Source organism: Streptomyces boetiae (assembly GCF_031845405.1).
In the GTDB taxonomy this organism is placed as follows: domain Bacteria; phylum Actinomycetota; class Actinomycetes; order Streptomycetales; family Streptomycetaceae; genus Streptomyces; species Streptomyces boetiae.
Window position 1 is genome coordinate 15,358 of the sequence record NZ_JAVREN010000059.1, and the last position, 14,946, is coordinate 30,303.

Sequence of the window (14,946 nt, forward strand, 5' to 3'; positions counted from 1 at the left end):
AGTGATCAGGAGCACACACCATGACCATCTCCGACGACCGAGTCGTTGAGGCACTGCGGGCCTCCCTCAAGGAGACGGAGCGCCTGCGCCGGGAGAATCAGCACCTCGCGGAGTCGGCGCGCGAGCCGATCGCCATCGTCGGCATGGCCTGCCGCTACCCCGGCGAGGTCCGCTCGCCCGAGGACCTGTGGCGCCTGGTCGCCGAGGACGGCGACGCCATCGGCGGCTTCCCCGCCGACCGGGGCTGGGACCTCGCTGCGCTCTACGACCCCGACCCGGCCCGGCGTGGCACCAGTTACGTCAGGGACGGCGGATTCCTGCACGAGGCCCCGGAGTTCGACCCCGAGTTCTTCGGCATCACACCGCGCGAGGCCCTGGCCATGGACCCGCAGCAGCGGCTTCTGCTGGAGACCTCCTGGGAGTTGCTGGAGCGGTCTGGGACCCCGCCCCCCGCCCTGCGCGGCGGCCGGGTCGGCGTCTTCATCGGCAGCAGCGGCCAGGACTACTCCCGCCTCTCCGACTCCCCCGACGACCTCGACGGCTACCTCGGCATCGGCAACATCGCCGCCGTCATCTCCGGGCGCATCGCCTACTTCTTCGGCTTCGAGGGCCCGGCCGTGACCGTGGACACCGCCTGCTCCTCCTCGCTGGTCGCCCTCCACCTCGCCGCCCAGGCCCTGCGGCGCGGGGACTGCACCCTGGCCCTGGCCGGCGGCGCCACCGTGATGTCCACGCCCGGCTCCTTCCTGGAGTTCAGCCGGCAGCGCGGCCTGGCCCCCGACGGCCGCTGCAAGCCCTTCGCGGCGGCGGCCGACGGCACCGGCTGGGCCGAGGGCGTCGGCCTGCTGCTGGTCGAGCGGCTGTCGGACGCCCGGCGCAACGGCCACCGCGTGCTCGCCGTCGTGCGCGGCTCGGCCGTCAACCAGGACGGGGCCTCCAACGGGCTGACCGCCCCCAACGGCCCGTCCCAGCAACGCGTCATCCGCGCCGCCCTCGCCGACGCCCGCCTCACCCCGGCCGACGTCGACGCCGTCGAGGCCCACGGCACCGGCACCCCCCTCGGGGATCCCATCGAGGCCCAGGCGCTGCTGGCCACCTACGGCGCCGAGCGGCCCGGCCCCGGACGCCCGCTGCTGCTGGGGTCGTTGAAGTCGAACATCGGCCACAGCCAGGCCGCCGCCGGGGTCGGCGGGGTCATCAAGACGGTGCAGGCGCTGCGGCACGGGCTGCTGCCGCGCACCCTGCACGTGGACCGGCCGACCCCGCACGTGGACTGGGAATCCGGCGCCGTCCGTCTGCTCACCGAGCCCGCGCCCTGGGCGCCCGAGGACGGCCGCACCCGCCGCGCCGGGGTCTCCTCCTTCGGCGTCAGCGGCACCAACGCCCACGTCATCATCGAGGAGTTCCGCGACCCGGCGCCCGAGCCCCGCCCCCGCGAGGACGCCGCGCCCGCCCTGCCCGTGCCCCTGCTGCTGTCCGCGCACAGCGCCGAGGCCCTGCGCGCCCAGGCGGCCCGCCTGGCAGCCCACCTCGCGGACCACCCCGGGATCGCCCCCGTGGACGTGGCCCACTCCCTGGCCACCACCCGCGCCGCCCTCCCGCACCGCGCCGCCGTCACCGGCACGCACCGCGCCGAACTCCTGCGCGCGCTGGGCGAGATCGACACCGAGGTCCCGCCCGCGCCGCGCCGCAGGCGGCGCACGGCGTTCGTCTTCTCGGGGCAGGGGAGTCAGCGGCTTGGGATGGGGCGGGAGTTGTGCGCCTCCTTCCCGGCCTTCGCGGCGGCGTTCGATGAGGCGTGCGCGGCGGTCGATCCGCATCTGGAACGGCCCTTGCGGGGCGTGGTGTTCGGGGAGGACGCGGCCAAGCTGGAGAGGACGGAGTACGCGCAGCCCGCGCTGTTCGCGGTGGAGGTGGCGCTGTTCCGGCTGCTGGAGTCGTGGGGCGTGCGGCCGGACGCGGCGGCGGGGCATTCGGTGGGGGAGTTCGCCGCCGCTCACGTGGCGGGGGTGCTGTCGCTGGAGGATGCCGCTGCCCTGGTGGCGGCTCGGGGGCGGTTGATGCAGGCGTTGCCCGGGGGTGGGGTGATGGTTGCCGTGCGGGCCTCGGAGGGGGAGGTCGTCGCCCGGCTGGCCGGCCTCGCTGACCGGGCGGGCGTGGCTGCGGTCAACGGCCCCCGGTCCGTGGTTGTTTCGGGGGAGGAGGCCGCCGTCCGCGAGGCGGTGGAGGGGCTGGAGGCGAAGCCGCTGGCCGTTTCGCACGCATTCCACTCCCCGCTGATGGACCCGATGCTGGAGGACTTCCGCGCCGTGGCCCAGCAGGTGGAGCACCGCCGCGCGAGCCTGCCGTTCGTCTCGACGGTGACGGGCCAGGCGCTGGAGTCCGTGGACGCGGACTACTGGGTGCGGCAGGTGCGGCAGCCGGTGCGTTTCGCGGACGCGGTGCGCGCCCTGACCGAGCGGGGCGTGACCTCGTTCGTGGAGGTGGGCCCCGGCGGGGCGCTGACCGCGCTGGTGCGCGAGCTGGTCGATGAAGACAGCGCGGCCGTCGGGGTGTTGCGCGGCGGCCGGGGCGAGGCACAGGCCGTCACCGAGGCCGTCGCCGCGCTCCACGGCCACGGCGTGCGCGTGAACTGGGAGGCATGCTTCGCCGGGCGCGGCGCGCGCCGCGTGGACCTGCCCACCTACGCCTTCCAGCGCCGCCGCTACTGGCTGGAGCCCGGCGCCCGTCCCGAGCGGAGCCGGGGCGAGGGCGACGCCGAGTTCTGGCCCGCGGTCGAGCGCGAGGACCTGGACGGCATCGCGGAGCGCCTGCGCGTGACCCCCGACGCGCCCTTGAGCGCGGTCGTTCCGGCCCTGTCCGCCTGGCGGCGGCAGCGACGGGTCGAGTCCACCGTCGAGGAGTGGTGCTACCGCGTCGCCTGGCAGCCCATCCCGCTGCCCGCCGCCCCCGCCGGGCCGCCCCTGACCGGCACCTGGCTCGCCGTGCTCCCCGAGGCCGACGCCGCGGAAACGGGTGACGCCCCCGAAGCGGGCCACGACCCCGGCGCGGGCGAGGGCCCCGGCGACGGCCCCGAGGCGTGGACCGCCGCCCTCCTGCGGGCCCTCGCCGGGCAGGGCGCCCGCGTCGTCCCGCTGCGCGTCGCGCACGGCGAGGACCGGGCCGCACTCGCCGCCCGCCTCGCGGAGGCCGCCGGGCCGGACGGCCGGCCGACCGGCATCCTCTCCCTGCTCGCCCTGGACGAACGGCCCCTCCCCTCCCTCCCCGGCGGCCCGCCCGCCGGCCTGCTGGCCACCCTCGCGCTGATCCAGGCCCTTGAGGACGGCCCGGGCGCCGCGCCCCTGTGGTGCCTCACGCGCGGCGCCGTCTCCGTCGGCCGCTCCGACCGCGCCGCCGCCAGGCCCGCCCAGGCCCAGTCCTGGGCCCTCGGGCGCGTAGCGGCCCTCGAACTCCCCAAGCGCTGGGGCGGGTTGATCGACCTCCCGAACGCCGCGCCCGACGCGCGCGCAGCCCGCCGCCTCGCCGCCCTGCTCGCCGGGCAGGCCGCCCCCGAGGACCAGCTCGCCGTCCGCCCCGCCGGCGTCTACGCCCGGCGTCTGGAACGCGCCCCCGGCCCGACTCCCGGCCACGGCAACGACGGCGGCGGCGACGCGTGCGGCTGGCAGCCGCGCGGCACCGTCCTGATCACCGGAGGCACCGGCGCCCTCGGCGGCCGGGTCGCCCGCTGGCTGGCCTCCGCCGGGGCCGCCCACCTCGTGCTGGCCGGCCGCCGGGGCGCCGACGCCCCCGGCGCCGAGGAGCTGGCCCGCGAGCTGCGCGCCGCCGGGGCCCGCGTCACCCTCGCCGCCTGCGACCTCGCGGACCGCGAGGCCGTCCGCGCCCTGCTCGACGGCCTGGACGACCTCACCGCCGTCGTCCACGCCGCCGGGGTCGGAACGCCCGGCATGCTGGCCGACACCACGCCCGCCGCGTTCGCCGCCGTGCTCGCCGCCAAGGCCGCCGGCGCTGCCCATCTGGACGAACTGCTCGGCGCGGAACGGCCGTTGGACGCGTTCGTGCTCTTCTCCTCCATCGCCGGGGTCTGGGGCAGCGGCGGGCAGGCCGCCTACGCCGCCGCCAACGCCGCGCTGGACGCCCTCGCGGAGCGCCGCCGCGCCAACGGCCTCGCCGCCACCTCCGTGGCCTGGGGCCCGTGGGCCGAGGGCGGCATGGTCGCGGACACGGACGCCGAGGACCGGCTGCGGCAGCGCGGCCTGCCCGCCCTGCCCCCCGACCTCGCCCTGACCGCGCTGCGCCACGCCCTGCGCCGGAATGAGCCGCAGCTGACCGTCGCGGACGTGGACTGGTCCCGGTTCCTGCCCTCCTTCACCCTGCTGCGGCCCGCGCCGCTGCTCTCCGCGCTGCCCGAGGCCCGCGCCGCCCTGGAGGCCGCCGCTGCCGTCCCCGGCGAGGGGCAGGGCACCACGCCCTTCGCCCGCGAGGTGGCCGAACTGCCGCCCGCCGACCGGCCCGCCGCCGTGCTCGGCCTGGTGCGCACCACCGCGGCGGCCGTCGCCGGGCACCGGGACGCCTCGGCCGTTCCCGAGCAACGGCCGTTCCGCGACCTGGGGTTCGACTCCCTGACGGCCGTGGACCTGCGCGACCGGCTCGCCCGTGCCACCGGGCTGCGCCTGCCCGCCACCCTCGTCTTCGACCAGCCCACTTCGGCCGCCCTCGCCGCCCACCTGCTGGCCCTCCTGCCCGGCTGCGGCGAACCGGCCGCCCCCGCCCGCCCGTTGGAGGCGGTCGCGGAGGCAGGGGACGTCGAGGAGCCGATCGCCATCGTCGGCATGGCCTGCCGCCTGCCCGGCGGCGTCCGCACCCCCGGGGACCTGTGGCGGCTGCTGGCCGAGGGCCGCGACGCCATCTCCGGCTTCCCGGCCGACCGGGGCTGGGACCTGTCCGCGCTCTATCACCCAGACCCCGGCCACCCCGGCACCAGCTACGCCCGTGAGGGCGGATTCCTCGACGGGGTCGCCGAGTTCGACCCGCTTTTCTTCGGAATCTCCCCGCGCGAGGCCCTGGCCATGGACCCCCAGCAGCGGCTGCTGCTGGAGGCCGGCTGGGAGGCGTTCGAACGTGCCGGGATCGACCCCACCTCCCAACGCGGCGCGCCCACCGGCGTGTTCGTCGGCAGCGGCTACCAGGACTACGGCGAACGCCTGCCCGGCGGCCCCGAAGACCTCCAGGGCTACATCGGCACCGGCCGCGCGGCGAGCGTCCTCTCCGGCCGCCTCTCCTACGCCCTCGGCCTCCAGGGCCCGGCCCTGACCGTGGACACCGCCTGCTCCTCCTCGCTGGTCGCCCTCCACCTCGCCGCGCAGGCGCTGCGGCGCGGCGAGTGCACGCTCGCCCTGGCGGGCGGGGCCTGCGTGATGACCGAGCCGGGGGCGTTCATCGAGTTCAGCCGCCAGCGCGGCCTGGCGCCCGACGGCCGCTGCAAGCCGTTCGCGGAGGGCGCGGACGGCACCGGCTGGGGCGAGGGCGTCGGCCTGCTCGTGGTCGAACGCCTTTCCGACGCCCGCCGCAACGGCCACCCGGTGCTCGCGGTCATCCGCGGCTCGGCCGTCAACCAGGACGGCGCGTCGAACGGCCTGACCGCGCCCAACGGCCCTTCCCAGGAGCGGGTGATCCGCGCCGCGCTGGCCAACGCCCGCCTCACGCCGGGGGACATCGACGCGGTCGAGGCCCACGGGACGGGCACGACCCTGGGCGACCCGATCGAGGCCCAGGCGCTGCTGGCCACCTACGGGCAGGACCACGCCCCCGAACGGCCGCTGCTGCTCGGGTCGTTGAAGTCCAACATCGGCCACACCCAGGCCGCCGCCGGAGTCGCCGGGGTCATCAAGATGGTCCTCGCCCTGCGCAACGGCCTCCTGCCGCGCACCCTCCACGCCGAACGGCCCTCCTCGCGCGTGGACTGGTCCTCCGGCGCGGTCCGCCTGCTCACCGAGCCGGTGCCCTGGGAGCCGGACGGCGAACGCCCCCGCCGCGCCGGAATCTCCTCCTTCGGCTTCAGCGGCACCAACGCCCACCTCATCCTCGAAGAGGCGCCTTCGGCGGAGGAACCCCAGGAACCCCCGGCCGCGCCGCGACCCGCCGACGCCGCCCCGGCCACCGTCCCCTGGGTGCTGTCCGCCGCCGACGAGGGCGCGCTGCGCGAGCAGGCCGCCCGCCTGCTCGACCACCTGGACGCCCGGCCCGGGGCCGAACCCGCCGCCGTAGCACGGGCGTTGGCCACCACCCGCGCCACCGGCCTTGAGCACCGCGCCGTCGTCCTCGCCGCCGGCCGGGACGGCGGGCTCGCCGGGCTGCGGGACCTGGCCGCCGGCCGCCCCGCCGCCTCCGTCGTGCTCGGCCGCGCCGCCGCGGGGCCCGCCCCCGCGTTCCTCTTCTCCGGTCAGGGCAGCCAGCGCCCCGGCATGGGGCGCGAACTGTACGCCGCGCACCCGGCGTTCGCGGACGCCTTCGACGCGGCCTGCGCCGAGCTGGACCGCCACCTGCCCCGCCCCCTGCGCGAGGTCGTCTTCGGCGAGGACCCGGCCCCGCTGGAGGACACCTGCTGGACGCAGGCGGCGCTGTTCGCCGTCGAGGTCGCGCTGTTCCGCCTGGCCGAGTCCTGGGGCGTGCGGCCCGGCTGGGTCGCCGGGCACTCCATCGGGGAACTCGCCGCCGCCCACGTCGCGGGCGTGTGGACCCTGCCCGACGCGGCCCGCGTGGTCGCCGCCCGCGGCGCCCTCATGCGGGACCTGCCTCCGGGCGGCGCGATGGTCGCCGTCCAGGCCACCGAGGAGGAGGTCGCCCCGCTGCTGGCCCCGCACGCCGGGGAGGCCGGGCTCGCCGCCGTCAACGGCCCCGATTCCGTGGTGCTTTCCGGCTCCGAACGCGTGGTGCTGGCCCTCGCCGGGACGCTCGCCGCCCGGGGGCGCCGCACCCGCCGCCTGCGGGTCGCCCACGCCTTCCACTCGCCCCTGATGGAGCCCATGCTGGCGGCCTTCGGCGCCGTCGTCGCGGAGGCGGAGGCCCGGCCGCCCGCCGTGCCCCTGATCTCCTCCCTCACCGGCCGCCCCGCCACCGCCCGCGAACTGGCCGACCCCGCCCACTGGACCCGGCACGCCCGCGAGGCCGTCCGCTTCCACGACGCGCTGCGCGCCCTCGCCGCCGCGGGCGCCACCCGCTTCCTGGAGCTGGGGCCCGGCGGGGTGCTGACTGCCCTGGCCGAGGCCGCGCACGACGGCACCGGCCCCGGGCCGCTGGCCGTCCCCGCGCTGCGCGGCCCCGGCCAGCCCGAGGAGCGGGCGTTCCTCGCGGCCATGGCCACCCTCCACGCCCACGGCACGCCCGTGGACCTCACCCGCGCGCTCGCCCCGGCCGCGCCCGGCCAGCCGCGCGTCGACCTGCCCACCTACCCCTTCCAGCGCCGCCGTTACTGGCTGGACGCGCCGCGCCCGGCGGGCGGCCCGGAGCGGGCCGGGCTGCGCCCCGCCGGGCACCCGCTGCTGGGCGCGGCCACCGCCCTGCCCGACGGCGAGGGCGCCCTGCTGACCGGGCGCCTGTCCCTGGCCGACCAGCCGTGGCTGGGCGAGCACCGCGTCGGCGGCGCCGTCCTCGTCCCCGGCACGGCGCTCCTCGACCTCGCGCTGCGCGCGGCCGGTGAGGCCGGTGAGGCCGGCGGAGCCGGCGAGGACCTGGCGGTGGAGGAACTGGTCCTCGGAACGCCCCTGGCGCTGCCGGAGACCGGCGCGCGGCAGTTGCGGATCACCGCCGGCCCGGCCGACGCGGCGGGCCGCCGCGCCCTGCGCGTCGACTCCCGCGCGGAGGCGGAAGACGGGGCCGCATCCTGGACCCGCCACGCGACGGGGTCGCTTGCCCCGCCGTCGCTTGCCCCACCGGGGCCGAAGGACGCCGGGGCGGCGCCGGGGCGGGAGCCCGCGCCGCGGTCCGCCGGTGTCGGCCCGGTGACGACGGGCCGGCCCGCGGTGGAATCCGACCCCGGTCACGGCGCCGAGGAGGCAGGCGCCGGGGTACGCGCGTCCAGCCCGTCCGGCCAGGACACCGTCTGGCCGCCGGCCGGGGCCGAGGCCGTGCCGCTGAAGGGCGGCTACGAGCGCCTGGCCGCCCTCGGGTTCGGGTACGGCCCCCTCTTCCGCGGCCTGCGGGCCGCCTGGCGGCGCGGCGAGGAGCTGTTCGCGGAGGTCGCGTTGCCCGAGGCAACGGACGTGGCGGGCTTCGGCGTTCACCCCGCGCTGCTGGACGCCGCCCTGCACGCCACGGGCCTGGGCGGCCTGCTGCCCGACACCGGGCAGGGCCGCGTCCCGTTCTCCTTCTCCGGCGCCGCCCTGCACGCCACCGGCGCCACCTCCCTGCGCGTCCGCCTGGCCTCCGAAGGGCCGGACGCCCTCTCCCTGCTGGCCACGGGCCCGGACGGGCGGCCCGTCGCCCGGATCGAACGCCTCGTGCTGCGGCCCGCCCCCGCGCCCGTATCGGCCGACCCCGCCGCCGAGGCGCTGTTCCGCGTGGCCTGGACCCGCGTGCGGCCCGCCGCTCCCGGCGGCGGCCCGCTCCCGGCGTTCCCCGGCGTGGCGGAGCTGATCGCCGCCCTGGACGCGGGCACCCCCGCCCCGGACGCGGCTGTCCTCGCCCTGCCGCCCGGCGGCGACGACCCGCACGCGGCCACTGCCCACGCCCTCGGCCTGCTGCACGCCTGGCTGCGGGAGGAACGCCTGGCCGCCACCCGCCTGGTGCTCACCACCCGGGGGGCGGTCGCCGCCCGGCCCGGCGAGGCGTCCACCGACCTCGGGCACGCCGCCGTGTGGGGCCTGGTGCGCTCCGCGCAGAGCGAGCACCCCGGGCGTTTCGTGCTGGCCGACCTCGACGGCCGGCCCGGCTCGGAGGAGGCCCTGGCCGCCGCCCTCGCCTCCGGCGAACCCCAACTCGCCGTCCGCGAGGGCGTTCTCCTGGCTCCCCGGCTGGCGCGCCCCGCCGAGGACGACCTGCCGACACCGCCGCCCGGGGCCGCCGCCTGGCGCCTGACGGCCGGAGGCGACGGCACCCTCGACAGCCTCGCCCTCACCGAGAGCGACGCCGCCACCCGCACTCTGACGGAGGGTCAGGTCCGGGTCGCGGTGCGGGCCGCCGGGCTCAACTTCCGCGACGCGCTGATCGCGCTCGGCATGTACCCCGGGGAGGCCACCCTCGGCAGCGAGGGCGCGGGACTGGTCCTGGAGACCGGCCCCGGCGTCACCGGACTGCGCCCCGGGGACCGGGTGTTCGGCATGATGGCCGAGACCTTCGGGCCCGTCGCGCTCGCCGACCACCGCATGCTGGCCCCCGTCCCCCCCGGCTGGACCTGGGCGCAGGCCGCCGCCACGCCCATCGCGTTCCTCACCGCCCACTACGCCCTGGTCGACCTCGCCGGCCTGCGCGCCGGGGAAACGCTGCTGGTGCACGCCGCCTCGGGCGGCGTCGGCATGGCCGCCACCCAGCTCGCCCGCCACCTCGGCGCCGAGGTCTACGGCACCGCGAGCCCCGCCAAGTGGCCCGTCCTGCACGCCCAGGGCCTCGGGCCAGAGCGCCTGGCCTCCTCCCGCGACCTCGGCTTCGAGGAGCGGCTGCGCGAGGCCACCGGCGGGCGGGGCGTGGACGTGGTCCTCAACTCCCTCGCGGGCGACTTCGCCGACGCCTCCCTGCGGCTGACGACCCGTCAGGGCGGGCGTTTCCTGGAGATGGGCAAGACGGACGTGCGCGACCCCGAGCGGGTCGCCGCCGAGCACCCGGGCGTCGCCTACCGGGCCTTCGACACCGTCGAGGCCGGGCCCGACCGGATCGGCGCCATGCTGCGGGAGCTGTCCGCCCTCTTCGCGGGCGGCGCCCTGACGCCCCTGCCCGTGACGTGCTGGGACATCCGGCAGGCCCGCCAGGCGCTGCGGCACCTGAGCCAGGCACGGCACACCGGCAAGCTGGCCCTCACCCTGCCCGCGCCGCCCGAGCTAGGGGGCACCGTCCTGATCACCGGCGGCACCGGAGCGCTGGGCGCGCACGTGGCGCGCCACCTCGCCTCCGAGCACGGCGCCCGCCGCCTGCTGCTCGCCTCCCGCGGCGGACCCGACGCCCCCGGCGCGGAGCAACTCGCCCGCGAGCTGGAGGAGTCGGGGGCGCACGTCACCCTCGCCCGCTGCGACGTGGCCGACCCCGGCGCGCTCGCCGCGCTGCTCGACTCCATCCCCGGCGAGCACCCGCTGACGGCGGTGATCCACGCCGCCGGGGCGCTGGACGACGGCCTGGTCACCGGCCTCACCCCCGACCGGCTCGCGGCCGTCCTGGGCCCGAAGGCGGAGGCCGCCGGCCACCTCGACCGGCTCACCCGCGCGGCGGACCTGCGGGCGTTCGTCCTGTTCTCCTCCGTGGCCGCCACCCTCGGCGGTGCCGGGCAGGGCAACTACGCCGCCGCCAACGCCGCGCTGGACGCCCTCGCCCAGCGCCGCCGAGCGGAAGGGCTCCCGGCCACCTCCATCGCCTGGGGCCCCTGGGCCGAGGGCGGCATGGCCGGGGAGCTGGCCGAACGCGACCGGCTGAGGCTGGAGCGCTCCGGCCTGGCCGCCCTCGCGCCCGGCGAGGGGCTGGCCCTGTTCGACGCCGCCCGCACCGGCCCCGAGGCGGCGCCCGTGGCCGTCCGCTTCGCCTCCCGCGCCGGGGCCCAGACCCCGCCGAGTGACCAACTCCCGCCGCTGCTGCGGGACCTGGCCCGCGCCGCCACTCCCGCCGGGCCCCCGCCCCCGGCCGCGCCGGGCCGCCCCGGGCCGCCGCACAGCGCGGGGAGCGGCGAGGCCGACCTGCTCCGGCGCCTGGAGGGGCTGCCCGCGGCCGACCGCGACCGCGTCCTGCTGGACCTGGTGCGCACCCACGTGGCCGCCGTCATCGGCCTGGCCGGGGCCCACGAGGTGGAGGCCGGACGGGAGTTCAAGGCCCTCGGCTTCGACTCCCTCACCTCCGTCGAGCTGCGCAACCGGCTCGCCGCCGCCACCGGGCGGCGCCTGCCGGCCACGCTGATCTTCGACCACCCCACGCCCGCCGCGCTCGCCGCCCGGCTGCGCGAGGATCTCGCGCCGCCCCGCGCCGACGCCGCCGCGGCCGTCTTCGCCGGCCTCGAACGGCTGCGGGCCGCCGTCGCCGCCCTCGGCGACGCGGCGGAACCGGCCGTCGAAGGCGCGGGAGGGGCGGAGGCCGCCGCGCTGCGGGCCCGCGTCCGCGCCGGGCTCAGCGGCGTCCTCGCGCTGCTCGACCAGCCCGGCCCCGGCGGAACGCCCGACGGGCCCGGCGCGGCGGGCGAGGCGGACGCGGGAACGGCGGAGCAGGCCGCCGACACGGCGCTGGAGACAGCGACCATCGACACCATTTTCGAGCTGGTCGACCAGGAAATCGGCGGGTGAACCGGTGAACAACGGCACACAGCAGCAGGATCAGCACCAGCAGCACGAGCGGCGGCAGGACAACGAGCAGAAGCTCCTCGACTACCTCAAGCGCGTCACCGCGGACCTGAAGCAGACCCGCAGGCAGCTCCGCCAGGCGGAGGCCCGCGACGCCGAGCCCATCGCCGTCCTGGGCATGGGCTGCCGCCTCCCCGGCGGCGCCGACAGCCCCGAGGCGCTGTGGCGGCTGGTCGCCGGGGGCCGCGACGCCGTCACCGGCTTCCCGCCGGGCCGGGGCTGGGACGAGGACGCCGCCGCAACCTACAGCCGCCAGGGCGGATTCCTGCACGACGCGGGGGAGTTCGACGCCGCGTTCTTCGGCATCTCGCCCCGCGAGGCCCTGGCCATGGACCCTCAGCAGCGGCTGCTGCTGGAGACCGCCTGGGAGGCGTTCGAACGCGCCGGGCTCGACCCGGCGGCGCAACGCGGCTCGCGCACCGGCGTGTTCGTCGGCCTCGCCTACCAGGGCTACGCCGCCGACGCCGAGGCCGCCGCCGAGGTCGCGGGCCACCTGCTCACCGGCACCGCCACCTCGGTCGCCTCCGGCCGCCTCGCCTACGCCTTCGGCCTCGAAGGCCCCACCGTCTCCGTCGACACCGCCTGCTCCTCCTCGCTGGTCGCCCTCCACCTGGCCGTGCAGGCGCTGCGGCGCGGCGAGTGCGACCGGGCCCTGGCCGGGGGCGTCACCGTCATGGCGAGCACCGCCATGTTCAGCGAGTTCAGCCGCCAGCAGGGCCTGGCCGCCGACGGCCGCTGCAAGGCGTTCGCGGCCGGGGCCGACGGCACCGGCTGGGCCGAGGGCGCCGGCGTCCTGGTCCTCGAACGCCTCAGCGACGCCCGCCGCAACGGGCACCCGGTGCTCGCCGTGGTCCGGGGCTCGGCCGTCAACCAGGACGGGGCCTCCAACGGGCTGACCGCCCCCAACGGCCCCGCCCAGCAGCGCGTCATCCGCGCCGCGCTGGCCGACGCCGGGCTCGCCCCCGGCGACGTGGACGCCGTCGAGGCCCACGGCACCGGCACCGCCCTGGGCGACCCCATCGAGGCCGAGGCCCTGGCCGCCACCTACGGGCGCGACCGGCCCGCCGAACGGCCGCTGCTGCTGGGGTCGTTGAAGTCCAACATCGGCCACGCCCAGGCCGCCGCCGGAGTCGCCGGCCTCATCAAGACCGTCCTCGCCCTGCGGCACCGGCACCTGCCCCGCACCCTGCACGCCGAGGAGCCGACCCCGCACGTGGACTGGGACTCCGGCGGCCTGCGGCTGCTGACCGAGCCCGCCGCCTGGCCCGAGCCCGCCGACGACCGCCCCCGCCGCGCCGCCGTCTCCTCCTTCGGCATCAGCGGCACCAACGCCCACGTCATCGTGGAGGAGGCGGGGGAGGCCGAGCCGGAGCGGGCGGCGCCCCCGCCCGCCGTCACCGACGACGCCGCGCCGCCGCTGGCCTGGCCGCTCGCCGCGCGCGGCGCCGAAGCCCTCGCCGCGCAGGCCGGGCGCCTGCTGGACCACCTCGCCGCGCACCCCGACGCCCGCCCCGCCGACCTCGCGCACTCCCTCGCCACCGGACGCGCCGCCCTCACCCACCGGGCCGTCGTCACCGGCCGCACCGCCGCCGACCTCGCCGAGGGCCTGCGCGCCCTCGCCGCCGGGCGGGAGGCCCCCCACCTCGTCACCGGCAGCCCCGCCCCGACCCCGCGCCTGGCGCTCCTCTTCCCCGGACAGGGCAGCCAGCGCCCCGGCATGGGGCGGGCGTTGCACGAGGCGCACCCCGCCTTCGCGGCGGCCTTCGACGAGGCGTGCGCCGCGCTCGACCCGCACCTGCGACGGCCGTTGCGCGGCGTGGTGTTCGAGGGCGACGGCGCGGCGCTGGAGCGGACGGAGTGGGCGCAGCCCGCGCTGTTCGCCCTCGAAGTGGCCCTGTTCCGGCTGCTGGAGTCCTGGGGCGTGGGGCCCGCGGCCGTGGCGGGGCACTCCGTGGGGGAGTTCGCCGCCGCGCACGTCGCCGGGGTGTTCTCGCTGGCCGACGCCGCCGCCCTGGTCGCCGCCCGGGGCCGCTTGATGCAGGCCCTCCCGGCCGGCGGAGCGATGCTGTCGGTGCGCGCCCCCGAGGAGGAGGTGCTGCCGCTGCTGGGCGCCGGCCCGGCCGCCGGACTCGCCCTGGCCGCCGTCAACGGCCCCGCCGCCGTGACCGTTTCGGGCCCGGCCGCCGCCGTGGACGCCCTGGCGGAACGCTGCGCCGCGCGCGGCTGGGACAGCAGGCGGCTCGCGGTCTCGCACGCCTTCCACTCGCCGCTGATGGACCCGGTCGTGGAGGAGTTCCGCGCCCTGGCGGGCAAGGCTCAACTCCGCCCGCCGCGCCTGCCCGTCGTCTCCGCCGTCACGGGCCGCCCCGCCGCCCCCGCCGACCTGACCGACCCCGCCCACTGGGCCCGCCAGTTGCGCGAACCCGTCCGCTTCGCCGACGCCGTGCGCGCCCTGGCCGCCGAGGGCGTCACCGCCGTCGCCGAGTGCGGGCCCGGCGCCGCCCTGGCCGCCCCCGCCCGCGAACTCCTCGGCGACGGCGGCCTGTCCGTGCCGCTCCTGCGCCGGGGCCGTCCCGAGCCCGAGGCCCTGACCGGCGCCCTCGCCCGGCTCCACGTCCACGGCGTGCCCGTGGACTGGGCCGCCCACGCCGCGCCCCACCGGCCGCGCCGCGCCGAGCTGCCCACCTACCCCTTCCAGCGCGAGCGGTACTGGCTGCGCCCGCGCCCGGCCCCGGACGCCGCCCGCGCCGGGCGCTACCGCGTCGCCTGGTCCCCGCTCGCCCTCCCGGCGGCCCGGCTGGAGGGGCCCTGGCCCGTGCTGCTGCCCGCCGGGGCGCGCGCCGACGCGCCGCCGGTCCGCGCCCTCCTCGACGCGCTAGCCCGCCACGGCGCGCGCCCGGTGCCGCTCGTCCTCCCGCCCGGCGCGGAACGCGAGGCGCTGGCCGCCGCCGTCGCCGAGGCCACCCCGGACGGCCCGCCCGCCGGGCTGCTCTCCCTCCTCGCCCTCGGCGGGGCCCCCGACGCAGACACTCCCGGCGGAGGCGGCCAGGCGCCCGACACCGAGGCCCTGACCGCCACCGCCACGCTCCTCCAGGCCCTGGCCGAGGTCCCCGCCCCCGTCTGGGCCCTCACCCGGGGCGCGGTGTCCACCGGCCCGCAGGACGCGGTGCGACGGCCGGGGCAGGCGGCCCTCTGGGGCCTGGGCCGGGTCGCGGCCCTCGAACTGCCCGCCCGCTGGGGCGGGTTGGTGGACCTTCCGGAGGCCCTGGACGAGGAGGCGGGGCGGCGGCTGGCGGCCGTTCTCGCCTCGGGCGGGGGAGAGGATCAGGTGGCGCTGCGGGACGAGGGGGCGTTCGCCCGCCGCCTCGTCCCGGACGAGGAGGACCGGCCCGCGCCGCGCGAGCCGAGGAGGCCGACGGAC

1 protein-coding gene and 1 pseudogene are annotated in these 14,946 nt (G+C 78.9%); both read left to right on the plus strand.

The annotated features are described in order from the left end of the window. The first annotated feature begins 20 nt into the window (after positions 1–20). Positions 21–11,468: a type I polyketide synthase gene (locus tag RM780_RS25070; protein WP_311633170.1), complete on the plus strand. Its 11,448-nt coding sequence runs from the start codon at positions 21–23 to the stop codon at positions 11,466–11,468. Positions 11,469–11,538: 70 nt separating this feature from the next. Continuing rightward, positions 11,539–14,946: pseudogene (locus RM780_RS25075) on the plus strand (type I polyketide synthase); the annotation flags it as partial.

Bases quoted from the DNA above. Each gene is read 5' to 3' on its own strand.
- RM780_RS25070 (WP_311633170.1), top strand. From the start codon at position 21: ATGACCATCTCCGACGACCGAGTCGTTGAGGCACTGCGGGCCTCCCTC.